The following is a 21,903-nucleotide window of genomic DNA, read 5'->3' as shown; positions in this document are numbered from 1 at the left end:
AAGGATTACCATCGCCGGGCGCACCGCCGCATATCCGCCATGCCATGAACGCCGATCCCGCCGCCCTGTCCCCCAGCACCGCCCAGGAAATGCCCGCCCCCGACGGCCCGCTGTCGCGCGCGCGGCCGGGGCGCGAACGCATCATGGCGGCGATCCGCACCGCGGCCGTGGCCGAGTTCAGCCTGCATGGCCTCAAGGGCACCTCCACCCAGGCCATTGCCGCGCGCGCCGGCCTCACCAAGCCCCAGCTGCACTACTACATCGCCGGCAAGGAAGAGCTCTACGAAGAGCTGCTGATGCAGGTGCTGCATGCCTGGAAGGTGGTGTTCTCGTTCGAGGACGCCAGCGACCCGGCCACCGTGCTGGGCGACTACATCCGCAAGAAGCTCGACCACGCCTTCGACAACCCCGAGATCTCGCGCATCTTCACGCGCGAAGTGCTCGACGGCGGCCGCAACCTCGACCGCTACTGGCCCAACGCGCAGGCCTGGACGCAGAAGAAGGTCGACATCATCAACGGCTGGATCGCGCGCGGGCAGATGCGCCCGCTCGATGCGCGCCTGCTCCTGATGCACATCTGGGCCATGACCCAGAGCTACGCCGACTATGCGATCCAGACACGCGTGATGCTCGGCCTGCCGCCCGACGCGCCGATCGACCGCGAGCCGATCGCGCGCGAGCTGGTGGCCTTCGTGCTGGGCGGCTGCGGCATCGGCAGCCAAGCCTAGCCGCAGGCCTTCGTCAGACCATGCTGACCCGGCCGGTCGCCAGGTCGTAGATTCCGCCGACGACCTTGACCGCGCCGCTCGCGGCCATGCCGCCGAGGATGGGCGCCGACGTGGCCAGGCGCGCCACGCTCTGGCGCACGTTCTGCTCGGTGGCCGCCTGCAGCAGCGAGGCGGGCTCGCGGCGCGATGCGGCTTCCACGGCCGGGCGGATCGACGCGACCAGCCCCGGCAGGTGCCCGGGCAGCACGGCGTTTTCCTGCAGCACCTTGATGGTGGCCGAGATGGCGCCGCAGTTGCTGTGGCCGAGCACCATGATGAGCGGCACGTCGAGGAACTTGGCCGCGTATTCCATGCTGGCGATGCCATCGTCGTTGACGAAGTTGCCGGCCAGCCGCACCACGAAAAGATCGCCCGGGCCCTGGTCGAAGGCCAGTTCGGGCGCCACGCGCGAATCCGCGCAGGCAAGGATCGCCGCGAACGGCTTCTGGCCCGAGGTGCGCGCCACGCGGCCCACGCTGAAATCGCGCTGCGTCTGCCGGCCCTGCGAGTAGCGCAGATTGCCCTGCACCAGCCGCTGGAGCGCGGCATCGCCGCCGATGCGGTTGTCGGGCAGCGGCGTGTCGGCCGCGAACGCATCGGCGCCGGACGCCAGGGCGGCCAAAGCGGCCGCGCCGCCCAGCAGCCGGCGGCGCGAGGTTGCCGGCAGCGCGGCGGAAGATTGGCAGTCACACATGAGGAACTCCGTTCTTGGTGGTTGTCGAGTTCGCCGGGTCTCCCGGCAGGAAATGCCGGGCTTTCGCACTGGCGCGCGAATTGTTACGCTATGTATCGAGAACAACAAAGTCCAAACATTGCATGGATTTCCTGCCGCCGCCCGAGCTGGCGCTTTCGATCTCCTACGAAGCCCGCGCCCAAGCCGTGGCGCTCTATTGCGACGCGATCGTGCGCATGCACTGGGGCGAGCGGCTCATCAACAAGATCTTCGGCCGCGCGATGCAGTCGCACGCCGCGGGCCGCATCGTGGTGCAGCACTACCGCTGGAAGGAAGAGGGCGCCGAGCGCCCCACGCTGGCGCTGCTGCAGCGCCACGCGAGCCGCGGCACGCGCACGCTGGCCAGCTTCGTCGCCGTGCTGCGGCTCACGGGCATGGTGGCGGCCGAGGCCGATCCCGGCGACCGCCGCGTGCGCTACCTGGTGCCGCAGGAGCGGCTGATTGCCGGCCTGCGCGCCTGGATCGCCCACCACCTGCGCTGCTGCGAGGCGCTCGGCCTGCTGGGCGCCGGCCATGCCGACAGGCTGGCGGACGACGCCGCCTTTTTCTCGGCCTTCGTGAGCCGCGCCGGCACTATCCTGGACCAGGTGGCGCTGCACCGCGGCCGCTTCGGCGGCTGGAGCTGGTTCGACGAGCGCGACGGCGGCGGCCGGGTCGCGATGCTGCTGCTGCGCGACCACTTCAGGGCCAACCCGGTCGCAGGCTCGCCCCCGGCGGCCTTCCCGCTGCGCGCACGCGAACTCGCCGAGGGACTGGGCCTGTCGCACTCGCACGTGCGCGGCATGCTGAAGGAGGCGACGGAGGCGGGCCACCTGGCGCATGACGCGGGGCGCGCGCAGCTGCGGCTCACGCCGCGCTTCCTGGACGAAGCGACGAGCTGGCTGCTGCACTTCCTGTCGTGGTTCGCCGATGCCGCGCATGCGGCGCGGCGGGCCGGCTGAGGCCGCCGCCGGCCGCGTTCAGGCCGCGCCCGCCTCCCAGGTGCGGCCTGCCGGATGGGCCAGCGCGAGCCGCATGGTCTCGATGAAGCGGCGCAGGCGCGCCGGCTGGAAGCGCGACGGCGGATAGATCAGGTACACCGGCAGCGGCGCCACGTGCCATTGCGGCACCAGCTGCACCAGCCGGCCGGCGGCAATGTCCTCGTTCACCAGCCAGGCCGAGGCCATGCAGGCACCCAGGCCCATGCGCGCCGCGCTTTGCAGCGCATAGAGGCTGTCGGTGCTCATGCGCGGGCGGATCGGCACGCGCGCGACCTCGCCGCTCGGGCGGTGCGTGAGCAGCACCTCATTGCGATAGAAGGTGCGCAGCGCGAGCCACGGCAATTCGGCCAGCTCCGACGGATGCGCGGGCGGCGCGCGCCCTGCCAGCACCGAGGGCGCGGCGACCACCACGCGCGGCACTTCCGAGAGCTTGAGCGCCACCGCCAGGGTGTCGGTCACCTCGCCGACCTGGATCGCGCAGTCGACGCCTTCGGCGATGAAGTCGGGCCGGCGGTCGTTCAGCAGCCACTCGACCGACACGCGCGGATAGGCCCGGAGGTAGTCGGCCAGCGGACCGACCAGCAGCAACTGGCCGAGCGCATGCGGCGCCACCACGCGCAGCGTGCCCTCGGGCTCGTCGCCCACACCGCGCAGGTCGGCCTCGAAGGCGTGCCAGTCGGCGAGCAGCTCCCGGGCGCGCTCGTAGCAGCGCTCGCCATCCTCGGTGAGCTTCATGGCGTGCGTGGACCGGCGCAGGAGCCGCACGCCCAGCGAGCGCTCCAGCGCCTGCAGGCGGCGGCTCACGGTGGGCTGCGTCGCACCCATCTGGAGCGCGGCGGCCGAAAGGCTGCCGGCCTCGACGATATGGACGAAGGTCTGCATCAGTTCGATGCGGTCGGCGGCGGGAGAGGAGAGAGTCGACATGGCTTGCTTTATTCGCTTGGCGTATAGGCATTGTGCGATTCTCGAGACTACCAAGCCAAACCCTAAGCGTGCACATTTCAGTCATCGCTCGATATTCAAGGGTTAACACCATGTCTTTCATTCAAAATATGCATGCATCGGCTGGCGCCGCGCCGGAGGGGCGCAGCCTGCCGGGATCGCTGGTGCTGCTGCTGGCCACGGGCGCGGGCCTGTCGGTGGCGTCGCTCTACTACGCCCAGCCGATGCTCGGCGTCCTGGGCGCGGACATCGGCGCCTCGCCCCGCTCGGTGGGGCTCATTCCCACGCTCACGCAGCTGGGCTACGCGCTCGGCATCCTGCTGCTGGCGCCGCTGGGCGACCGCTTCGACCGGCGCCGCATCGTGCTGGCGAAGGCGGCCGCGCTGTGCGCCGCGCTGCTGGTGGCCGGCGCCGCGCCGTCGATCGGCGTGCTGCTCGCGGCCAGCCTGGCGATCGGCCTGGCGGCCACCATGGCGCAGGACATCGTGCCCGCGGCCGCCACGCTGGCACCCGAGGCCTCGCGCGGCAAGACGGTGGGCACGGTGATGACCGGGCTGCTGCTCGGCATCCTGCTGTCGCGCGTGGTGAGCGGTTTCGTGGCCGAGCACTTCGGCTGGCGCGCGATGTTCATCGCGGCCGCGGCCAGCATCGCGCTGATCGGCGCGGCCGCCTGGCGCGGGCTGCCGCGCTTCCGGCCCACCACGCACCTGGCCTACGCCGCGCTGCTCGGCTCCCTGGGCACGCTGTGGTCGCGCCACCGCATGCTGCGCCGCGCCGCGCTGGCCCAGGCGCTGCTGGCGGTGGGATTCAGCGCGTTCTGGTCGACGCTGGCCGTGATGCTGCATGGCGCCCCCTTCCACCTGGGCAGCGCGGCGGCGGGCGCCTTCGGCCTGGCCGGCGCGGCCGGCGCGCTGGCGGCGCCGCTGGCCGGCCGGCTGGCCGACCGCCGCGGGCCCGAGCTGGTGACGCGGCTGGGCGCCGGGCTGGCGGTGCTGTCGTTCGCGGCCATGGGCCTGGCACCGCTGATGGCGCCGCAGGCGCAGCTCTGGCTGCTGGCGCTGGCCGCAGTCGGCTTCGACCTGGGCATGCAGGCGGCGCTGATCGCGCACCAGACCATCGTCTACGGCATCGAGCCCGGTGCGCGCAGCCGCCTCAATGCGGTGCTGTTCACCAGCATGTTCATCGGCATGGCGGCCGGCTCGGCGCTGGGCGCGCTGGCGCTCGCGCAGTGGGGCTGGGCCGGCGTGACCGGGCTGGCGACCGCCACGGCCGCCGCGGCGCTGGCGGTGCGGCTCTGGCCGCGCAAGGCCAGGTAGCGGCGGCTCACCTTGAGCCCGCTGCGCAGCACGGCTTGAATTCGACGGTGGGGCCAAAGGCAGTGTCGATGACCCGGGTATGCGATTCCGCCTGCAGGTCTTCTCCGCCGCCGCCACCGGCCGCCGCGGCGCCGATGCGCCGCACTTCCTCGGACTGCGCCTCGTCGAGCGGCGCCTTGCCATGGGCGCGCGGCAGCATGACGTAGACAGCGAAGAGCGCGGCGTTCACGACGAGCGCCAGCGCGATCACCTTCTCGTAGACGGAAGAAATGCTCTGTGCATGGCGCGGTTGCATAAGGCTCTCCTGCGCATCGGTGCGCACTGGCGGCAAACATAGGCGATCGGCGCCGCCGCCGCGTCCTCCGAAGCGATGACGGCCCCCAAGCCCCACTCCGGTGCATTCGGACTGGCACGTCGCTTGCATAACCTGACCACTTGCTCTGATTAAGCGGTCAAATTCATGCGCGTGCTCGTCGTCTACTGCCATCCGGTCGAAACCAGCTTCCACGCCGCCCTGCACCAGGAGGTGCTGAAGAACCTGCGTGCGGCCGGGCACGAGGTGGACGACTGCGACCTGTACGCCGAAGGCTTCAACCCGGTGCTCTCGCGCGAGGAGCGGCTCGGCTACCACGAGGTGCCGCGCAACCAGTTGCCGCTCAAGCCCTACGTGGAGCGGCTGCAGTGGGCCGAGGGCATCGTGTTCTGCTTTCCGACCTGGTGCTTCGGCCTGCCGGCGATGCTCAAGGGCTACTTCGACCGGCTCTTCATGCCCGGCGTGGCCTTCGACATCAGCGATCCGGCCAACGTGAAGCCGATGCTCACGCACATCAAGCGCATCAGCGCCGTGGTCACCTACGGGCGGCCGCGCTGGATGGCCTGGTACATGGGCGACCCGCCGCGCAAGATCGTCACGCGCTACATGCTGCGGCTCACGGGCCGCCGCGCCCGCGTGGACTACCACGCCCACTACCACATGAACGTGGCGACCGAGCCCCAGCTCAAGCGCTTCATGGCACGGGTCGGCGCCGCGATGGCGCGTTTCGCATGAAGGCGCCCGCGCTGCTCGGCAATGCGCGCCTGCCGCGCTGGCTGCTGCCGGCCGGCTGGCCAGAGCGCGACGGCGTGCCGGTGCTGGCGCGCATCGCGCTCGAAGCCGGCCGCGTGCAGTCGGTGCGGCCCGCTTCCGACCCGGACGAGCCCCGCCTCGAAGCGTGGGACCTGGCCGGCACGCTGGTGCTGCCGGGCTTCGTCGACGCCCACACGCACCTGGACAAGGCCTTCACGCTGCCGCGCATGAAAAAGGTGCAGCCCGGCCTGCTCGGCGCCATCGACGCGATGCTGGCCGACCGCGTGCACTGGAACGCCGCCGACGTGCACGAGCGCGCCGCGCGCGGCCTGCAGTGGGCCTGGGAATGCGGCACCACGCATGTGCGCACCCATGTCGACTGGTGGGAGCCCGACACGGTGCCGCTGGCCTGGCCCGTGATGGCCGAGCTCGCGCAGGAATGGGCCGGCAAGGTGCGGCTGGAGCAGGTCAGCCTCGTCAAGCTGCCGCTGTTCGAGGACGCGGCGCAGGCCCTGCGGCTTGCCAGGCAGGTGAAGGCCACGGGGCCGCATGCGCTGCTTGGCGGCTTCGTGCATTCCACCAACTGGAGCGAGAACGCGCTGCGCAACCTGCTGGTGGCGGCGCAGGCCTGCGATCTCGACGTCGACCTGCACGTCGATGAAGAACTGAATGCGTCGGCGGCCGGCCTGCAGGCCACCGCGCGCATCCTGCGCGAGATCGGCTTCGAAGGCCGCGTGGTCTGCGGCCACGTCTGTGCGCTGGCCGCGCAGCCCGAGGCGGAGGCCCTTGCCACGCTCGATGCCGTCGCACGCGCGCCGGTCACCATCGTCTCGCTGCCCGCCACCAACCTGCTGCTGCAGGACGCGGTGACGGGCCGCACGCCGCGCCTGCGCGGCCTCACGCTGGTGAAGGAAGCGCGCGAACGCGGCATTCCGCTGCTGTTTGCGAGCGACAACGTGCAGGACCCGTTCTGCCGTCTCGGCAGCTTCGACCCGGTCGAGGCGCTGGGCACGGCCGCGCTCGTCGCCCAACTGCCCGATCCCTTCGACGACTGGTCGCAGGCGCTGTGCCGCGGCGACTGGCTGCAGCGCGCCCCCGCCACGGCGGCGCCCACGCTGGTGGGCGCCAAGGCCGACCTCGTGCTGTTCACCCAGGCCGACCGCCATGGCTGGCCTTCGCGCAGCGCCACCCGCGTGGTGCTGCGCGAGGGCCGCGTCACGCATGGCGATGCGGCGCCCTTCCTTCCCCGCTGACGAACAAAGGAACCCCATGCTCCACGGCTACATCCCGCCCCACCGCTTCCTGCCCTACCTGAGCTGGACCGAAATCGCCGCGCTGCCCGACCGCGAGAACACCGTCATCGTGCTGCCCTGCGGCGCCATCGAGCAGCACGGCCCGCACCTGCCGTGCTCGGTCGACAGCGTGATCGCCTCGGGCGTGATGGGCAAGGCGCTCGAGAAGCTGCCGGCCGAGGTGCGCGCCTTCGCGCTGCCCACCATCACCTACGGCAAGTCGGAAGAGCACCTGCACTTTCCCGGCACCATGACGCTCACCGGCACCACGCTCTTGTCGACCGTGACCGAGATCGGCGAATCGGTCTACCGCGCGGGCTTTCGCAAGCTGCTGTTCGCCAACGGCCACGGCGGCCAGCCGCAGGTGCTGGAGATGGCGGCGCGCGAGCTGCGCCTGCGCCATGGCGACTTCGTGGTGGTGCCGCATGGCGTGTCGCGCCTGCCGAACGCATCGAGCAGGCAGATCAGCGAGCAGGAAAAGAAACTCTCGATGCACGCCGGCCATTCCGAGACCGCGCTGATGCTCGCGCTGGCGCCCGACACCGTGCACATGGAGCGCGCCGCCGCCAACTTTCCGCCGCCGTTCCCGATCAAGCTGCTGTCGGCCGACGGCCGCCCGGCCTGCGCCTGGACCGCGCGCGACTTCGGCCCGAGCGGCGTGATCGGCGACCCGACCAGCGCCACGCGCGAACAGGGCCAGGAGATCCTGGACACGCTGTCCGACAGCTGGGTGCAGGCATTGACCGAACTGCATGCGCTGCGCTGGGTGGTGCGCGAGGAAGCCACCTGGGAGCGCGGCCACCAGCAGGGCTTCATCCAGCAGTCCTTCGAGGCCGCCTGAGGCGCGCTACTTGCATCCGCTTCATCGCTTTTTTTTCCAACCCTTCCTTCACCAGCCTTCGAGAGGTTCCCACCATGCGCTCCTTTGCTCTTTCCATGGCCGGCGCCGCCGCGCTCGCACTGTTCGCCGCTGCCGCACCGGCCCAGGCGCAAGACAAGTTCACCTACATGACCAACTGGTATGCGCAGGCCGAGCACGGCGGCTTCTACCAGGCGGTGGCGCTGGGCATCTACAAGAAGCACGGCCTGGACGTGACCATCAAGATGGGCGGTCCGCAGGTCAACATCACGCAGATGATGGCCGCGGGCCAGGCCGACTGCATCATGGGTTCGAGCGACATCCAGATGATGCAGGTGCGCGAAGGCGGCGTGCCGGTGGTCAACGTGGCGGCCTTCTTCCAGAAGGACCCGCAGGTGCTGATCGCGCACGACGACGTCAAGAAGTTCGAGGACCTCAAGGGCAAGACGCTGCTGATCGGCGCGCAGGCCAACCGCGGCTACTGGCCCTGGCTCAAGGCCAGGTTCGGCCTCAAGGACGAACAGACGCGCCCCTACACCTTCAACATCCAGCCCTTCGTGGCCGACCCGAACGCCGCGCAGCAGGGCTACCTGACCTCGGAGCCCTACGCGATCCAGAAGGCCGGCGTGAAGAGCACCGTGCTGATGTTCAGCGACCACGGCTTCCCGGCCTACGCCACCACGGTGTCGTGCATGGAAAAGACCGTGAAGGACCGCAGCAAGCAGGTGGAGGCCTTCGTGAAGGCATCGGCCGAGGGCTGGAAGAGCTACCTCGCCGATCCGGCGCCCGCCAACGCGCTGATCAAGAAGGACAACCCCAACATGACCGACGACCAGCTGGCCTACAGCGTGGCCAAGCTCAAGGAGATGGGCATGGTCACCGGCGGCGATGCGGCCAAGCTCGGCATCGGCGTGATCACCGACGCGCGTTCCAAGGCGAGCTACGACTTCCTCGTGAGCGCCAAGCTGCTCGACCCGGCGAAGGTGGAACTCGCCAAGACCTACACCACCGAGTTCGTGAAAGACGCCAAGGTTTTGCCCTGAGCCATCCATCCATGAACCGCATCGAACCCCACACCCTCGCGCCGCCCGCGGCGCCTGCCGTGCCCGCGGTGGAAGTGCTCTCGGCCGAGAAGACCTACCCCAACGGCACGCAGGCGCTGCTGCCGGTGGACCTGTCGATCGCCGAAGGCGAATTCGTCACGCTGCTCGGGCCTTCGGGCTGCGGCAAGAGCACGCTGCTCAAGATGGTGGCGGGCATGCTCGAGCCGAGCGACGGGCGGCTGCTGGTGTGGCGCAAGCCCGTGGCGGAGATCCACAGCTGCCCGCACAAGCTGTCCTTCGTGTTCCAGTCGGCCACGCTGATGCCGTGGGCCAGCGTGCGCACCAACGTTCGGCTGCCGCTCGACCTGGCCGGCGTGCCGCGCAAGGAGGCCGACGCGCGGGTGATGGAATCGCTCGCGCTGGTGGGGCTCGAGAAGTTTGCCGATGCACTGCCGCGCGCGCTCTCGGGCGGCATGCAGATGCGCGTGTCGATCGCGCGCGGCCTGGTCACGCAGCCCGACCTGCTGCTGATGGACGAGCCCTTCGGCGCACTCGACGAGATCACGCGCCACAAGCTCGACGCCGACCTGCTCGACCTCTGGCGCAAGAAGAAGCTCACGGTGATCTTCGTGACGCATTCGATCCACGAGGCGGTGTTCCTGTCGACCCGCGTGGTGATGATGGCCGCGCGGCCGGGCCGCGTGGTGGAGCAGTTCCACATCGACGAGCCCTATCCACGCACACCCGACTTCATGGTGACGCCGGAATTCGCGCGCCACGCCAGGCGCCTGCAGGACAGCCTGCTGCGCGCGAGCCAGGGCGACGAGGAGCACGCACGATGAAAAGCCCGCCCCTCCTGAGCCAGCCGCGCGTGCAGCGCGTGCTCTATCCCCTGCTCATCGGCGTAGTGCTGGTCGCGCTATGGCAATGGATGGTGGTGGCCATGGAGCTGCCGCCCTACCTGGTGCCCTCGCCCTTCCTCATGGTGCAGACGCTCGTGACCGACTGGGCGCCGCTCGGCAGCGCGCTCCTGGTCACGCTCAAGATCACGCTGCTGTCGTTCCTGCTGGCCACCGTCGCCGGGGTGCTGATCTCGTTCCTGTTCGTGCAGAGCAAGCGCATCGAGACCGCGCTCTTTCCGTATGCGGTGCTGCTGCAGGTCACGCCCATCGTGGCGGTGGCGCCGCTCATCATCATCTGGGTGAAGAACCCGGTGGCGGCGATGACGGTGTGCGCCGCGCTGGTGGCGCTGTTCCCGATCATCAGCAACACCACGCTCGGCCTGCGCAGCATCGACCCCGACCTGCAGAGCTACTTCAAGCTCAACCGCGCGACGCGCTGGCAGCAGCTGGTGCGGCTGCGCATCCCGAGCGCGCTGCCGTACTTCTTTGGCGGGCTGCGCATCTCGAGCGGCCTGGCGCTGATCGGCGCGGTGGTGGCCGAATTCGTGGCCGGCACCGGCGGCTCGGGCGCGGGCCTGGCCTACCAGATCCTCCAGGCCGGCTTCCAGCTGAACATCCCGCGCATGTTCGCGGCCCTGCTGCTGATCTCGCTGACCGGCGTCGCGCTCTTCGTGCTGATGGCCTGGCTCACCAAGCTGGCGCTGGGCTCGTGGCACGCGAGCGAACTTTCCCAGGATTGAACCTTGACCATGACCGCCTCCATTTCCGCCATCGAAGAGCTGCGGCTCGAACTGCCCGGCCTCGACTGGATCACCGACGAGGGCCGCGTCACGCGCCTGTCGCAGGACTTCTCGTGGTTCAGCCCCGTGCTCAACCGCCAGTTGAAGGACAAGCGCGCCGACGTGGCCGTGCGTCCGCGCACCGAGGACGAGATCCGCGCCGTGGTCGGTGCCTGCGCGCGCCGCGGCGTGCCGATCACGCTGCGCGGCAGCGGCACCGGCAACTACGGCCAGACCACGCCGCTCGCGGGTGGCGTGGTGCTCGACATGACCGGCTACAACGCCTTCCTGTGGGTGCAGCCCGGCGTGGCCCGCGCACAGGCCGGCATTCGCCTGGGCGAGCTCGAGAAGCAGACCCGGCCCTCGGGCCAGGAGATGCGCAGCATGCCTTCCACCTATCGCAGCGCCACGCTCGGCGGCCTGTTCGGCGGTGGCTTCGGCGGCGTGGGCTCCATCAACTACGGGCCGCTGGGCGCGCCCGGCAATGTGCTGGGCATCCGCGCGATGACCATCGAGCCCGAGCCGCAGGTGATCGAGTTGCGCGGCGCCGAAGCCATGCGCATGCACCACCTCTGGGGCACCAACGGGCTGGTGCTGGAACTGGAAATCGCACTGGCGCCGGCGCATCCCTGGCTCGAGACGCTGGTGACTTTCGACAGCTTCGCGGATGCATTGCACTTCGCCGACAAGCTCGCGAATGCGCCCGGCATCGTGAAGCGGGAGATCGCCTTCTTCGCCGCGCCGATCTCGGACCACCTGGCACAACTCGCGGCGCACCTGCCCAAGGGCTGCCACACGGTGCTGTCGCTGGTGGCCGAATCCTGCGAGCCGGCCATGCTGCAGCTGGCCGAGGCGCACGGCGGCACCGTGAGCTACCGCAGGACCGCGGCCGAGGTGCAAAAGAGCAACCGCACGCTGATGGAGTTCACCTGGAACCACACCACGCTGCATGCGCTCAAGGTCGATCCGACGCTCACCTACCTGCAGAGCGGCTTCGTGCCGGGCCGGCACGTCGAGCAGATCATCGAGATGGAGCAGCTGCTGGGCGGCGAGGTGATGATGCACACCGAGTTCATCCGCAACGTGGCCGGTCTCATGACCTGCAGCGGGCTGCAGCTGGTGCGCTTCAGCACCGAGGAGCGGCTCGCCGAGATCATCGGCATCCACCGCGCGCGCGGCGTGCACATCAACAACCCGCACGTGAACATCGTGGAGGACGGCAAGGCGGGCGGGCCGCTGCCGCCCGAGGTCATCGAGATGAAGAAGCGCTTCGACCCGATGGGCCTGCTGAACCCGGGCAAGCTGCGCGACTGGCCCGTGAAGGCGGTGCCGGCGGAGGTCTGACGACGACGGGGACGCCGCCGGGTCAGCCCTGGCGCCGGCGCAGCACGAAGGCGATGGCCATGATGGCGATCGCCGCAATCCACAGCGGCCACAGCCCGAACGGCGCGACCCAGCGCGCAAAGGGCGTGAGCCCCGTGCGGCCTTCGACCGAGGCCTCGAGCACGCCGCGCGTGAGCCGCGGCAGCTGGTGCGTGACGCGGCCTTCGGCATCGATGACCACCGTGGCGCCGGTGTTGGTGGCGCGCACCATCGGCCGCGCGAATTCGAGCGAGCGCATGCGCGAGATGGCCAGGTGCTGGTCGATGGCCACCGAGTTGCCGAACCACGCGATGTTGCTCACGTTGAGCAGGATGGTCGGCGCCGTGGCCTCGTCCTTGAAGTTGGCGCCGATCTCGTCGCCGAACAGGTCTTCGTAGCAGATGTTCGGCGCAATGCGCTGGCCCTGCCAGGCAAAGGGCGCCTGCGCCAGGCCGCCGCGCGCGAAGTCGCCGAGCGGGATGTTCATCATGCGGATGAACCAGCGAAAGCCCGGCGGAATGAATTCGCCGAACGGAACCAGGTGGTGCTTGCTGTAGCGGTAGGGCTGCGCCGCACCGGGCTCGAAGCCGAGCACCGCGTTGCTGTAGGTGCCCTGGGCGCCCAGCGGCAGGCCGACGATGGCCGCTTGCGTGCCCTGGCTGTAGCGCGCCTGGATCGCCTCCAGGTAGCCCTCGGGCAGTTGCTGCGGCAGCAGCGGCAGTGCGGTTTCGGGGGTCACCACGAGCGAGGCCTTGGCATCGCGCAGCTGCTCTCCATACCAGCGCAGCGCCAGGTCGATGCCGCCGCCCGGAATGAATTTTTCGTCCTGCGGGATGTTGCCCTGCAGCAGCGCGAGCTGCAGCTTGCCGCTCGAACCCCTGGCGCCCTGCGCGTCGCCGGACAGCGGTGCCACGAGGTGCGGCGCGACGAATGCAGCGGCGACCAGCGCCAGGGCCTGTGCGAGCGCGATGCTGCGCGCCGGCCGGGTCAGCGCCACCAGCGCGGCCACCAGCGCAGCCACCGCGCCGATGCCGTACACGCCGATCCACGGCGCCCAGGCCGCCAGCGGCCCCTCGACGTGCGCATAGCCGCCGGCGCCCCAGGGAAAGCCGGTGAACCAGCTGCCGCGCACGAGCTCGGCCAGCGTCCACAGCGCGGCGAACACCAGCGCCCCGGCCACCGGCCCGCGCGGCCCGCGAACGACGAACCAGGCGCAGGCCGCCGCGTAATAGAGCCCGAGCGCGGCCGCGAGCGAAAGCACCGCAATGGCCGCGAGCGGCGCCGGCAGCCCGCCGTAGGTGTGCATCGAAATGAAGAGCCACCAGAAGCTGCCGGTGAGCCAGGCGGTCGAGAAAAGCCAGCCATGCAGCCCGGCGCGGCGCCAGCCCGCACCCTCGGCGCGCAGCCAGTCCAGCAGTCCGACGAGCACCGCCAGCGAAACAAGCTGCAGCCACCACAGCGGCCGGCCGTTCGCGGGCCAGGCAATGGCCGCGGCCTGGGCGAGGCCCGCGAAGGCAAAGCCCAGCAAGCGCAGCAGGCCCACGGCGGAAAAGGCGGGAGACGTGCGGAGCGTGGCCGCTGCCGGCAGCGGCATCAGTCGGCCGCGTCGCTGCCGCGGGCCGGGGACACCTTGAACCAGCGCACGGCCCCGCCCTTGGTGTGCAGCACCACGAAGTCGAAGCCGCCGATCGCGTGGTGCTCGCCGCGCTTGGGCACGTGCCCCATCTCGTGCGCGATGAGCCCGCCGATGGTGTCGAAGTCTTCGCTCAGTTGCTCTTCGTCGAAGACGATGCCGAAGGCCTCGGCCACGCGCTCGATCGGCGTGTCGCCCGAGACGCGGTAGGTGTGGTCGGCCAGGCCGAAGATGTCGCCCTCGTCCTCGGCGATGTCGAACTCGTCCTCGATCTCGCCAACGATCTGCTCGAGCACGTCCTCGATGGTGATGAGGCCGGCCACGCGGCCGAACTCGTCGATCACGATCGCCAGGTGGTTGCGGTTGCCGCGGAACTCGCGCAGCAGGTCGTTCAGGCCCTTGCTCTCGGGGATGAAGGTCGCGGGCCGCAGCAGCGCGCGGATGTTGAGCCCCGGCGCGCGCTGCAGCTTGAGCAGGTCTTTCGCGAGCAGGATGCCGATGATGTTTTCCTTCTCGCCCTCGTACACCGGGAAGCGCGAGTGCGCGGTGTCGATGACCAGGTGCAGCAGCGCGTCGAACGGCGCGTCGATGTTCACCAGGTCCATGCGCGGCGCCGCGACCATCACGTCGCCGGCCGTCATGTCGGCCATGCGCAGCACGCCCTCGAGCATGACGCGCGATTCGGCGCCGATCACCTCGTTGTCCTCGGCGTCCGCGAGGGTTTCGATCAACTCGTCGCGCGAGTCGGGACCGGGGTGGATGAATTCGGCCAGCTTCTGGAGAAAGCCGCGCTTGTCTTCCCGTTCGACGGGTGCGCGTTCAGGGTGAGGGTCGGCCACTGCGGGAGGCGTAGTTGAAGAGATACAAGGATACCGGATTGCGCGTGACAGGCTCTACCGCGTGGCCGCCAGGGGCGCTTTTCGGGTATTCAGGGGGCAGACTTGCTGCGCGCGTCCCGCATGCCGCTGCGCACTTCCTGCAGGCTGGCCAGGAAGGCCCAGAACTGCTTGGCGCGGGTCTTGAGGTGGTAGTCGACCGCTGCGTACTGCTCGAGCGCGATCTCGCTCATGCGGCTGTCGAAGGTGGCGCTCGGCAGCTGCAGGTGGGCTTCGGATTCCGAGCCGCTGCGCACCACGGTGGCGCCGGCGTTGCGGGCGATCTTCAGCATGGCGGCGTTTTCGCTCAGCGCATGGATGAAGAGCATGCCCACGCCTTCGTTGCGCGCCACGACCACGGCCCGCTCGAACAGCCGCGCGCCGTAGCCGCGGCCGCGCGCATGCGCCGCCACCGACACGCCGAATTCGGCGCAGTCGCTGTGCTGCGCGTCCGGCGCGAACGCGAGGTGGGCCATCGCGATCAGGTCGAGCCGGCGGTTGTAGATGCCGAAGAGCTCGTCGCGCTCGAAGTCGAGCCCGTCGACGTAGCGCTGCACCTGCTCGTCGCCCGCGGCGTAGCCGAAGCGCAGGTAGCGGTCGTGCGGCGTGAGCGCCAGCAGGTGCTGGGCGATGCGGTCGCGCTCGCGCGGGCCGATCGAGCGGATCGGCACCATGACGGGTTGCGGCGCAGAGGCTGCGCGCGGTTGCGCCTCAACCATCGGCGCCTTCAGGAAAGAGCCGAGGCCGAGAGACGCCTTCAGGAGGGTCTTGGCGGTAAGCATGGCTCAAATATAAGGGTTTTCCCTTAAACACTAAGCCTGCAGGGGTACTTTCGGGCGACATTTGTGAACCAATACCAGAGAGCGTGTCGTTCACGCAACCATCAGCTGGCTAAACCGGCACGGCTGTTGTGGCCTTGACACGGTCGAGCACGAAGCTGGTCTTGCAATCCTCCACGCTGGGGTGCTTGAGCAGGGTGTCCATGATGAAACGGCTGTAATGCCCCATGTCGGCGACCACCACGCGCAGCAGGTAGTCCATCTCGCCGGTGAGCGCCGCGCACTCGACCACTTCGGGCCAGGTCTGGACGCTGGCGCGGAACAGGTCCATGGGGTTGCGCTTGTGGGTCTCGGTGTGCTTTTCGAGGCGCACATTGAGGTAGGCGGTCAGCCCCAGGCCGATGACTTCGGGGCGCACAAGCGCGACGTAGCGGTCGATGACGCCGCTTTCCTCCAGCCGCTTGACGCGCCGCAGCACGGCGCTCGGGGAAAGGCTGACCTGTTCGGCGATCTGGTCGTAGGTGGCGCGCCCGTCTGCTTGCAGCGTGCGCAGAATGAGCCTGTCGATCTTGTCTAGTGCTTCCATGGCTGCATTTTCGCAGTTTTACTGCGCCGCAGCTCTCTTCGGCGCCCAATAACGCTGAAAACGTGAGTGGCATCCGCTCTACAGTGCAGCACTGGTCGTTCTCGCCCACCCGTTCGCTATTTCCTTCATTCGAACCCCACTTCTGGAGACCCCCATGAGCCACACCGACGCGCCCCCCTTCACGCCCTGGGAGAACCCCATGGGAACCGACGGCTTCGAATTCATCGAATACGCGGCGCCGGATCCGGTCGCGATGGGCAAGGTGTTCGAGCGCATGGGCTTCAAGGCCGTGGCGCGGCACCGCCACAAGAACGTGCTGCTGTACCGCCAGGGCACCATCAATTTCATCGTCAATGCCGAGCCCGATTCGTTCGCGCAGCGCTTTGCGCGCGAACACGGCCCGAGCGTCTGCGCCATCGCCTTCCGCGTGCAGGACGCCAAGCAGGCCTACGAACGCGCGATCTCGCTCGGCGCATGGGGCTTTGCCGACAAGGCGGGTCCGGGCGAATTGAACATTCCCGCCATCAAGGGCATCGGCGACAGCCTGATCTACCTGGTCGACCGCTGGCCCGGCAAGAACGGCGCGAAGCCGGGCGACATCGGCAACATCGGCTTCTACGACGTCGACTTCGAGCCGCTGCCGGGCGTGGCCTCGCAGGATGCGCTGGCGCCGAAGGGCAACGGCCTGACCTACATCGACCATCTCACGCACAACGTGTACCGCGGCCGCATGAACGTCTGGGCCGGCTTCTACGAGAAGCTCTTCAACTTCCGCGAGATCAAGTACTTCGACATCGAAGGCCAGGTCACGGGCGTGAAGAGCAAGGCCATGACCAGCCCCTGCGGCAAGATCCGCATCCCCATCAATGAAGAAGGCAAGGAGCAGGCCGGCCAGATCCAGGAGTACCTGGACATGTACCGCGGCGAAGGCATCCAGCACATCGCGATGGGCTCGGACAACCTGTACGAGACCGTCGACGCGCTGCGCGCCAACGGCGTCACCCTGCTCGACACCATCGACACCTACTACGAGCTGGTCGACAAGCGCATTCCCGGCCATGGCGAAAGCGTGGCCGAGCTGCAGAAGCGCAAGATCCTGATCGACGGCAAGAAGGACGCGCTGCTGCTGCAGATCTTCAGCGAGAACCAGCTCGGCCCGATCTTCTTCGAGTTCATCCAGCGCAAGGGCGACGACGGTTTCGGCAACGGCAACTTCAAGGCGCTGTTCGAAAGCATCGAGCTCGACCAGATGCGCCGCGGCGTGCTGTCGGCCGCAAAATAAGCGCCTTTTTCACTGGCCAGGAGCCTCCATGCGCAGCACGTTCTCGATCGGCTTGACCCTCACTGCGGCAACCGCCGCTGTTCTTCTTTCGGGCTGCGCCATGGCGCCGGCCGCCCCGGCGGGCGGCTCGCACCTCGACGCGGTGCAGAAGGCGGCGGTGCTGCGCATCTGCACGCCGGGCGACTACAAGCCCTTCAGCTTCCAGAAGGCCGACGGCGCGTTCGAGGGCATCGACGTCGATCTCATGGCGGGCTTCAGCGCCAGCCTCGGCGCCAAGCCCGAATGGGTCAAGACCACCTGGGCCAACCTGCTGCCCGACCTCGGCGCCGGCAAGTGCGACATCGCCGTGGGCGGCGTTTCCGTGACCACCGACCGGCAAAAGCGCGCCTTCTTCAGCGCGCCCTACATGGTGAACGGCAAGGCGCCCATTGCGCGCTGCGCCGACGTTGCCAAGTACCAGAGCGTGGCCGACATCGACAAGCCTTCCACCCGCGTGATCTTCAATCCGGGCGGCAGCAACGAGCGCTTTGCGCGCGCCAACTTCAAGCAGGCCAAGCTCACGCTGCACGGCGAGAACGTGACGATCTTCGACGAGATCCTTGCCAACCGCGCCGACGTGTTCGTGACCGAATCCGCCGAAGCCATCACGCAGCAGAAGCTCAAGCCGGGCCTGTGCGCGATCAACCCCGACAAGCCGCTGCAATACGGCGAAATGGCCTGGATGCTGCCGCGCGACGACGTGGCCTTCAAGGCCTACGTCGACCAATGGCTGCACCTGCAGCAAGCCGGCGGCGACTTCCAGCGCGTGATGGACCGCTGGCTCAAATAAACCGAAAGAGCATTCCCATGGACACCCCTGCAGCAGCCGCTGTCGTCACGCCCGCCGTCTACGGCGCTTCGGACCGTCCGCCGCGCGGCGACTACTCGCGCGGCGGGGCGGTGCTTGCCGACTACACCTGCCCGCAGGACTGGGCCAGCTACACGCCGGCCGACCACGAGACCTACCAGCGGCTCTACGAACGCCAGGCCGCGCAGCTGCCGGGCCTCGCCTGCGACGCATTCATCAAGGCGCTGCCGCTGCTGGGCGTGAAGGACCGCATCCCTCGCTTCGAGGAGATCAACGAGCGGCTGCACCGCGCCACCGGCTGGGAAATCGTGGCGGTGCCGGGGCTGATTCCCGAGCTGCCGTTCTTCACCTTGCTCGCAAACCGCAAGTTTCCGGTGACCGACTGGATCCGCAAGCCCGAGGAGTTCAACTACATCGTCGAGCCCGACGTGTTCCACGACCTGTTCGGCCATGTGCCGATGCTGTTCGACCCGGTCTTTGCCGACTACGTGCAGCGCTATGGCCAGGGAGGCATCAAGGCGCATGAGCTCGGCGCGGGCGAGAAGCTCGCGCGGCTGTACTGGTACACGGTCGAGTTCGGCCTGATCCGCCAGCCCGACGGCCTGCGAGCCTACGGCGCCGGCATCCTGAGTTCCGTCGGCGAACTGCAGCACGCCGTGCGCAGCGACGAGCCGCACCGGCTGCCGCTCGACCTGCTGCGCACCATGCGCACGAGCTACAAGATCGACACCTACCAGAGCAACTACTTCGTGATCGAGAGCTTCGCGCAGCTCTTCGACCTCACGGCTCCCGACTTCACGCCGCTCTACCAGGCGCTCGACGCCCTGCCCGACATTCCGGCCGGGGTGCTGCTGCCGGGCGAGTCCGGCCGGGCCTGAACGCTCCTTTCGAAGTGATTGCGGCGGCATGCATGCGCTGCGGTTCACTATCGCGTGCGCGACAGCGCATGCCCTGCTCCTAGGACAAGCCCGCTGGCGGCCAGATGTGTCTGGCTCCCACAATCCGCGCAAAAGGAGCTTGCATGCAGACATCCGCGCGACAGAACTATCCGGCCGGCGTGCCGCACGAGATCGACCCCGGGCAGTACCGGTCCCTGCCCCACATGTTCGACGAGGCCTTCGCCCGCTATGCCGATCGGCCGTTCTCGGTTTGCATGGAGCGCTGGATGTCGTATGGCGAGCTCGACACGCTGTCGAAGGCCCTGGGCGCGTGGCTGCAATCGCTGGGCCTCGAGCCCGGCGCGCGGGTCGCCATCATGCTGCCCAACGTGCCCCAGTTCGCGGTCACGATGTGCGGCGTGCTGCGCGCCGGCTACACCTGCGTCAACGTCAATCCGCTCTACACGGCGCGCGAGCTCGAGCACCAGCTCAAGGATTCGGGCGCCACGGCCATCGTCATCCTCGAGAACTTCGCCGCGACGCTGGAACAGGTGATCGAGCGCACGCCCGTCAAGCACGTGGTCGTCACTTCGATGGGCGACCTGCTCGGCGGACTCTATGGCGCCTGGATCACGGTGGCGGTCCGCCACCTGGCGAAGATGGTTCCGCCGTACAAGCTGCCGCTGGGCAACGGCCGCAGCGTCACGCCGTTTTCCAAGGTCATCGAAGAAGGGCGCGGGCGCGCGCTGGCGCCGGACCAGAGCACGCTCGATTCGATCGCGTTCCTGCAATACACCGGCGGCACCACGGGTTTGTCCAAGGGCGCGGTGCTGACCCACCGCAACATCGTCGCGGCCACGCTGCAGGCGGAGGCCTGGTTCACGCCGGCGCTGTCGCGGGCGGGCGACCTGGCCAAGGTCAACAGCATCGCGGCGCTGCCGCTCTATCACATCTTCGCGCTCACGCTTTGCCTCCTGGTCATCCGCCAGGGCTCGCACATGACGCTGATTCCCAATCCGCGCGATTTCGGCAAGTTCATTGCGGTGCTCAAGAAGCGGCCCTTCCACATGCTGCCGGCGGTGAACACGCTCTTCAATGCGCTCTTGATGCACCCCGGGTTCAAGTCGATCGATTTCTCCACGCTGTTCGTTTCGCAGGCGGGCGGAATGGCCGCCTCCGAAGGCACGGCACGGCGCTGGTTCGAGGCCACCGGCTGCCCGATGATCGAAGGCTGGGGCATGAGCGAGACCTGCGCGATCGGCACCAACAACCCGGTGTCGAACACCAGCTTCACCGGCACCATCGGCTTGCCGCTGCCCAGCATCGAGATCGCCATCAAGGACGACGAAGGCAACTCCCTGCCCGTCGGCACGCCGGGCGAGCTCTGCATCAAGGGGCCCAACGTCATGACCGGCTACTACAACCAGCCCGCCGAGACCGCCGCTGCCTTCACGCCCGATGGCTTCATGCGCACCGGCGACATCGCCGTCATGCAAGAGGATGGTTACAGCCGCATCGTCGACCGCAAGAAGGACATGATCCTGGTGAGCGGCTTCAACGTCTTTCCGAACGAACTGGAGAACGTCATTTCGCTGTGTCCCGGCGTCGTCGAGTGCGCGGCTGTCGGTGTGCCCGACGAAAAGCAGGGCGAGGCGATCAAGGTTTTTGTCGTGCGCAAGGATGCGGCGCTCACCGAGGAAGCCGTGCTGCAATACTGCAATGGACAGCTCACCGGCTACAAGCGGCCCAAGCACATCGAATTCCGCGACTCGCTGCCGAAGACCAATGTCGGGAAGATCCTGCGGCGCGAGTTGCGCACCAGCGCGGGCGCCTGAATGAACGATCGCGCCGCGGCCGGGCTGCCGGCGAATCTGGTGGTCTTCGAGCGCGGCTGGCTGTCGTCGAACAACATCCTGTTCACCGGGGCCGGCGAGACCACGCTGGTCGACACCGGGTACTGCACGCATGCCGATCAGACACTGGCACTGGTCGAATCGGCACTGGGCGGCCGGCCACTCGACCGCATCGTGAATACGCATCTGCACAGCGACCATTGCGGCGGCAACGCGGCGCTGCAGCAGCGCTACCCGGCGGTCCGGACAGACATTCCGCCCGGCGAGGCGGCGTTGGTGGAGCGGTGGGATGAGCGCGGGCTGAGTTTTCTTGCGACGGGACAGACCTGCCCGCGGTTCCGGTTCACCGGCCTCTTGCGGCCCGGGACCGAATGCATGCTCGGCGGCATCCCGTGGCAGGTGCATGGCGCGCCTGGCCATGATCCCCACTCGATCATCCTCTTCGATCCCGCTTCACGGACGCTGATCTCGGCGGACGCCCTGTGGGAAAACGGCTTCGGCGTCGCCTTTCCTGAACTCGTGGGCGAACCGTCGTTCGGTGACATGGCGGCGACCCTGGACCGGATCGAGGTGCTGGGGCCGCTGCAGGTGATCCCGGGCCATGGTTCGGTCTTCGGCGATGCCGGCAAAGCCTTGGCCACGGCGCGCCGCCGGCTCGAGGGTCTTCAGCGCGATCCCGTGAAGCATGCGCGGCACGCCATCAAGGTGCTCATGAAGTTCAAGCTGCTGGAGGTGCAGTCCATCGCCCTTGACGACTGGAAAGCCTGGGTCCGCAGCACGTCGTATCTGGATATCGTTCGTTCGCGCTTCTTTGCCGACGTGGAATTGGAGCAACTGGCCGGGGACGTCTTGCACGAGCTGATCGGCGCAGGTGCGGCGGAGATGGACTCCTCGGGCATCCGCAATATCTGATCTTTGTCTGCTGGAATAAAAAAAGCGCGTCACCGCAAGATGACGCGCTTTTTAAAGCTGCAAAGAAAAAAGCCCAACACACCGTGTTGGGCTTTTCCTGGCTGTAAGAGCCTGACGATGACCTACTTTCACACGGGAACCCGCACTATCATCGGCGCTGACGCGTTTCACTGTCCTGTTCGGGATGGGAAGGAGTGGTACCACGTCGCTATGGTCA

Annotated in this window: 22 protein-coding genes and 1 rRNA gene; 15 read left to right on the top strand and 8 right to left on the bottom strand. The window is 68.4% G+C overall.

Annotated features, from left to right (window positions below; genetic code table 11):
* Nucleotides 1-44 precede the first annotated feature (44 nt).
* Nucleotides 45-728 carry a TetR family transcriptional regulator C-terminal domain-containing protein gene (locus AC1DSC_RS31695; protein WP_015867510.1) on the top strand — a complete coding sequence of 228 codons (684 nt, stop codon included), beginning with the start codon at nt 45-47 and terminating at the stop codon, nt 726-728.
* Nucleotides 729-741: 13 nt separating this feature from the next.
* On the opposite strand, the gene AC1DSC_RS31690 is transcribed toward AC1DSC_RS31695, so the two are convergent.
* Nucleotides 742-1,461: a carbonic anhydrase gene (locus AC1DSC_RS31690; protein ID WP_015867511.1), complete on the bottom strand. Its 720-nt coding sequence runs from the start codon at nt 1,459-1,461 to the stop codon at nt 742-744.
* Between the two features lie 122 nt (nt 1,462-1,583).
* Between AC1DSC_RS31690 and AC1DSC_RS31685 the strand changes: the two genes are divergently transcribed.
* Complete coding sequence (locus tag AC1DSC_RS31685; protein ID WP_436288084.1) at nt 1,584-2,441, top strand: hypothetical protein; 858 nt, start codon at nt 1,584-1,586, stop codon at nt 2,439-2,441.
* An 18-nt stretch (nt 2,442-2,459) separates the two neighbouring features.
* On the opposite strand, the gene AC1DSC_RS31680 is transcribed toward AC1DSC_RS31685, so the two are convergent.
* Nucleotides 2,460-3,404, bottom strand: a complete 945-nt coding sequence (locus AC1DSC_RS31680) for a LysR family transcriptional regulator (protein WP_436288085.1) — start codon at nt 3,402-3,404, stop codon at nt 2,460-2,462.
* Nucleotides 3,405-3,514: 110 nt separating this feature from the next.
* Here AC1DSC_RS31680 and AC1DSC_RS31675 point away from each other — a divergent pair, with 110 nt between their 5' ends.
* Nucleotides 3,515-4,738, top strand: coding sequence for an MFS transporter (locus tag AC1DSC_RS31675; protein WP_478132029.1), 1,224 nt, complete (start codon nt 3,515-3,517; stop codon nt 4,736-4,738).
* Nucleotides 4,739-4,745: 7 nt separating this feature from the next.
* Here the strand turns inward: AC1DSC_RS31675 and AC1DSC_RS31670 are convergent, their stop codons facing one another.
* Nucleotides 4,746-5,033, bottom strand: coding sequence for a hypothetical protein (locus AC1DSC_RS31670; RefSeq protein ID WP_369663668.1), 288 nt, complete (start codon nt 5,031-5,033; stop codon nt 4,746-4,748).
* Between the two features lie 165 nt (nt 5,034-5,198).
* Between AC1DSC_RS31670 and AC1DSC_RS31665 the strand changes: the two genes are divergently transcribed.
* From AC1DSC_RS31665 to AC1DSC_RS31635, 7 genes are all read left to right on the top strand, one after another.
* On the top strand, nt 5,199-5,786 hold the full coding sequence (locus tag AC1DSC_RS31665) for an NAD(P)H-dependent oxidoreductase (RefSeq protein WP_436288087.1): 588 nt from the start codon (nt 5,199-5,201) through the stop codon (nt 5,784-5,786).
* Nucleotides 5,783-7,057: an amidohydrolase family protein gene (locus AC1DSC_RS31660; protein ID WP_436288088.1), complete on the top strand. Its 1,275-nt coding sequence runs from the start codon at nt 5,783-5,785 to the stop codon at nt 7,055-7,057. Before AC1DSC_RS31665 ends, AC1DSC_RS31660 begins: the two co-directional genes overlap by 4 nt.
* A 16-nt stretch (nt 7,058-7,073) precedes the next feature.
* Nucleotides 7,074-7,937 (top strand): creatininase family protein, encoded by an 864-nt coding sequence (locus AC1DSC_RS31655; protein ID WP_015867518.1) that lies wholly within the window; start codon nt 7,074-7,076, stop codon nt 7,935-7,937.
* 74 nt (nt 7,938-8,011) lie between these two features.
* Nucleotides 8,012-8,998: an ABC transporter substrate-binding protein gene (locus AC1DSC_RS31650; protein ID WP_436288089.1), complete on the top strand. Its 987-nt coding sequence runs from the start codon at nt 8,012-8,014 to the stop codon at nt 8,996-8,998.
* An 11-nt stretch (nt 8,999-9,009) separates the two neighbouring features.
* Nucleotides 9,010-9,840, top strand: a complete 831-nt coding sequence (locus AC1DSC_RS31645; RefSeq protein WP_018907087.1) for an ABC transporter ATP-binding protein — start codon at nt 9,010-9,012, stop codon at nt 9,838-9,840.
* Nucleotides 9,837-10,640: an ABC transporter permease gene (locus tag AC1DSC_RS31640; RefSeq protein WP_015867521.1), complete on the top strand. Its 804-nt coding sequence runs from the start codon at nt 9,837-9,839 to the stop codon at nt 10,638-10,640. The genes AC1DSC_RS31645 and AC1DSC_RS31640 overlap by 4 nt, the downstream gene beginning before the upstream one ends.
* A 9-nt stretch (nt 10,641-10,649) precedes the next feature.
* Nucleotides 10,650-12,023 carry an FAD-binding oxidoreductase gene (locus tag AC1DSC_RS31635; RefSeq protein ID WP_436037202.1) on the top strand — a complete coding sequence of 458 codons (1,374 nt, stop codon included), beginning with the start codon at nt 10,650-10,652 and terminating at the stop codon, nt 12,021-12,023.
* A 22-nt stretch (nt 12,024-12,045) separates the two neighbouring features.
* Here AC1DSC_RS31635 and lnt read toward each other — a convergent pair whose 3' ends face one another.
* The 4 genes from lnt to AC1DSC_RS31615 all read right to left on the bottom strand — a co-directional run bounded on the left by lnt (nt 12,046) and on the right by AC1DSC_RS31615 (nt 15,914).
* Entirely contained in the window at nt 12,046-13,635 is a 1,590-nt protein-coding gene (gene lnt / locus AC1DSC_RS31630; RefSeq protein ID WP_436288090.1) for an apolipoprotein N-acyltransferase, read from the bottom strand.
* Nucleotides 13,635-14,513 carry an HlyC/CorC family transporter gene (locus tag AC1DSC_RS31625; RefSeq protein ID WP_015867524.1) on the bottom strand — a complete coding sequence of 293 codons (879 nt, stop codon included), beginning with the start codon at nt 14,511-14,513 and terminating at the stop codon, nt 13,635-13,637. Before AC1DSC_RS31625 ends, lnt begins: the two co-directional genes overlap by 1 nt.
* An 89-nt stretch (nt 14,514-14,602) precedes the next feature.
* On the bottom strand, nt 14,603-15,331 hold the full coding sequence (locus AC1DSC_RS31620; protein ID WP_015867525.1) for a GNAT family N-acetyltransferase: 729 nt from the start codon (nt 15,329-15,331) through the stop codon (nt 14,603-14,605).
* Between the two features lie 109 nt (nt 15,332-15,440).
* Nucleotides 15,441-15,914 (bottom strand): Lrp/AsnC family transcriptional regulator, encoded by a 474-nt coding sequence (locus tag AC1DSC_RS31615; protein WP_015867526.1) that lies wholly within the window; start codon nt 15,912-15,914, stop codon nt 15,441-15,443.
* A 154-nt stretch (nt 15,915-16,068) separates the two neighbouring features.
* Between AC1DSC_RS31615 and hppD the strand changes: the two genes are divergently transcribed.
* The 5 genes from hppD to AC1DSC_RS31590 all read left to right on the top strand — a co-directional run bounded on the left by hppD (nt 16,069) and on the right by AC1DSC_RS31590 (nt 21,686).
* Entirely contained in the window at nt 16,069-17,196 is a 1,128-nt protein-coding gene (gene hppD, locus AC1DSC_RS31610) for a 4-hydroxyphenylpyruvate dioxygenase (protein ID WP_015867527.1), read from the top strand.
* A 28-nt stretch (nt 17,197-17,224) separates the two neighbouring features.
* Complete coding sequence (locus tag AC1DSC_RS31605; RefSeq protein ID WP_015867528.1) at nt 17,225-18,025, top strand: transporter substrate-binding domain-containing protein; 801 nt, start codon at nt 17,225-17,227, stop codon at nt 18,023-18,025.
* 17 nt (nt 18,026-18,042) lie between these two features.
* Entirely contained in the window at nt 18,043-18,921 is an 879-nt protein-coding gene (gene phhA / locus AC1DSC_RS31600) for a phenylalanine 4-monooxygenase (RefSeq protein ID WP_015867529.1), read from the top strand.
* 143 nt (nt 18,922-19,064) lie between these two features.
* Entirely contained in the window at nt 19,065-20,756 is a 1,692-nt protein-coding gene (locus AC1DSC_RS31595; RefSeq protein WP_018907091.1) for an AMP-binding protein, read from the top strand.
* Nucleotides 20,757-21,686 carry an MBL fold metallo-hydrolase gene (locus AC1DSC_RS31590; protein ID WP_478132028.1) on the top strand — a complete coding sequence of 310 codons (930 nt, stop codon included), beginning with the start codon at nt 20,757-20,759 and terminating at the stop codon, nt 21,684-21,686.
* Between the two features lie 109 nt (nt 21,687-21,795).
* Here the strand turns inward: AC1DSC_RS31590 and rrf are convergent.
* Nucleotides 21,796-21,903, bottom strand: a 5S ribosomal RNA gene (rrf, locus tag AC1DSC_RS31585); the annotation flags it as partial.

The organism is Variovorax sp. 01N425 (assembly GCF_056399465.1).
This window is presented reverse-complemented; position numbering and strand designations above follow the sequence as displayed.

Coding starts and splice junctions, on each gene's coding strand:
- AC1DSC_RS31695 (WP_015867510.1), top strand. CDS start 45: ATGAACGCCGATCCCGCCGCCCTGTCCCCCAGCACCGCCCAGGAAATG.
- AC1DSC_RS31690 (WP_015867511.1), bottom strand. CDS start 1,461: ATGTGTGACTGCCAATCTTCCGCCGCGCTGCCGGCAACCTCGCGCCGC.
- AC1DSC_RS31685 (WP_436288084.1), top strand. CDS start 1,584: ATGGATTTCCTGCCGCCGCCCGAGCTGGCGCTTTCGATCTCCTACGAA.
- AC1DSC_RS31680 (WP_436288085.1), bottom strand. CDS start 3,404: ATGTCGACTCTCTCCTCTCCCGCCGCCGACCGCATCGAACTGATGCAG.
- AC1DSC_RS31675 (WP_478132029.1), top strand. CDS start 3,515: ATGTCTTTCATTCAAAATATGCATGCATCGGCTGGCGCCGCGCCGGAG.
- AC1DSC_RS31670 (WP_369663668.1), bottom strand. CDS start 5,033: ATGCAACCGCGCCATGCACAGAGCATTTCTTCCGTCTACGAGAAGGTG.
- AC1DSC_RS31665 (WP_436288087.1), top strand. CDS start 5,199: ATGCGCGTGCTCGTCGTCTACTGCCATCCGGTCGAAACCAGCTTCCAC.
- AC1DSC_RS31660 (WP_436288088.1), top strand. CDS start 5,783: ATGAAGGCGCCCGCGCTGCTCGGCAATGCGCGCCTGCCGCGCTGGCTG.
- AC1DSC_RS31655 (WP_015867518.1), top strand. CDS start 7,074: ATGCTCCACGGCTACATCCCGCCCCACCGCTTCCTGCCCTACCTGAGC.
- AC1DSC_RS31650 (WP_436288089.1), top strand. CDS start 8,012: ATGCGCTCCTTTGCTCTTTCCATGGCCGGCGCCGCCGCGCTCGCACTG.
- AC1DSC_RS31645 (WP_018907087.1), top strand. CDS start 9,010: ATGAACCGCATCGAACCCCACACCCTCGCGCCGCCCGCGGCGCCTGCC.
- AC1DSC_RS31640 (WP_015867521.1), top strand. CDS start 9,837: ATGAAAAGCCCGCCCCTCCTGAGCCAGCCGCGCGTGCAGCGCGTGCTC.
- AC1DSC_RS31635 (WP_436037202.1), top strand. CDS start 10,650: ATGACCGCCTCCATTTCCGCCATCGAAGAGCTGCGGCTCGAACTGCCC.
- lnt (WP_436288090.1), bottom strand. CDS start 13,635: ATGCCGCTGCCGGCAGCGGCCACGCTCCGCACGTCTCCCGCCTTTTCC.
- AC1DSC_RS31620 (WP_015867525.1), bottom strand. CDS start 15,331: ATGCTTACCGCCAAGACCCTCCTGAAGGCGTCTCTCGGCCTCGGCTCT.
- AC1DSC_RS31615 (WP_015867526.1), bottom strand. CDS start 15,914: ATGGAAGCACTAGACAAGATCGACAGGCTCATTCTGCGCACGCTGCAA.
- hppD (WP_015867527.1), top strand. CDS start 16,069: ATGAGCCACACCGACGCGCCCCCCTTCACGCCCTGGGAGAACCCCATG.
- AC1DSC_RS31605 (WP_015867528.1), top strand. CDS start 17,225: ATGCGCAGCACGTTCTCGATCGGCTTGACCCTCACTGCGGCAACCGCC.
- phhA (WP_015867529.1), top strand. CDS start 18,043: ATGGACACCCCTGCAGCAGCCGCTGTCGTCACGCCCGCCGTCTACGGC.
- AC1DSC_RS31595 (WP_018907091.1), top strand. CDS start 19,065: ATGCAGACATCCGCGCGACAGAACTATCCGGCCGGCGTGCCGCACGAG.
- AC1DSC_RS31590 (WP_478132028.1), top strand. CDS start 20,757: ATGAACGATCGCGCCGCGGCCGGGCTGCCGGCGAATCTGGTGGTCTTC.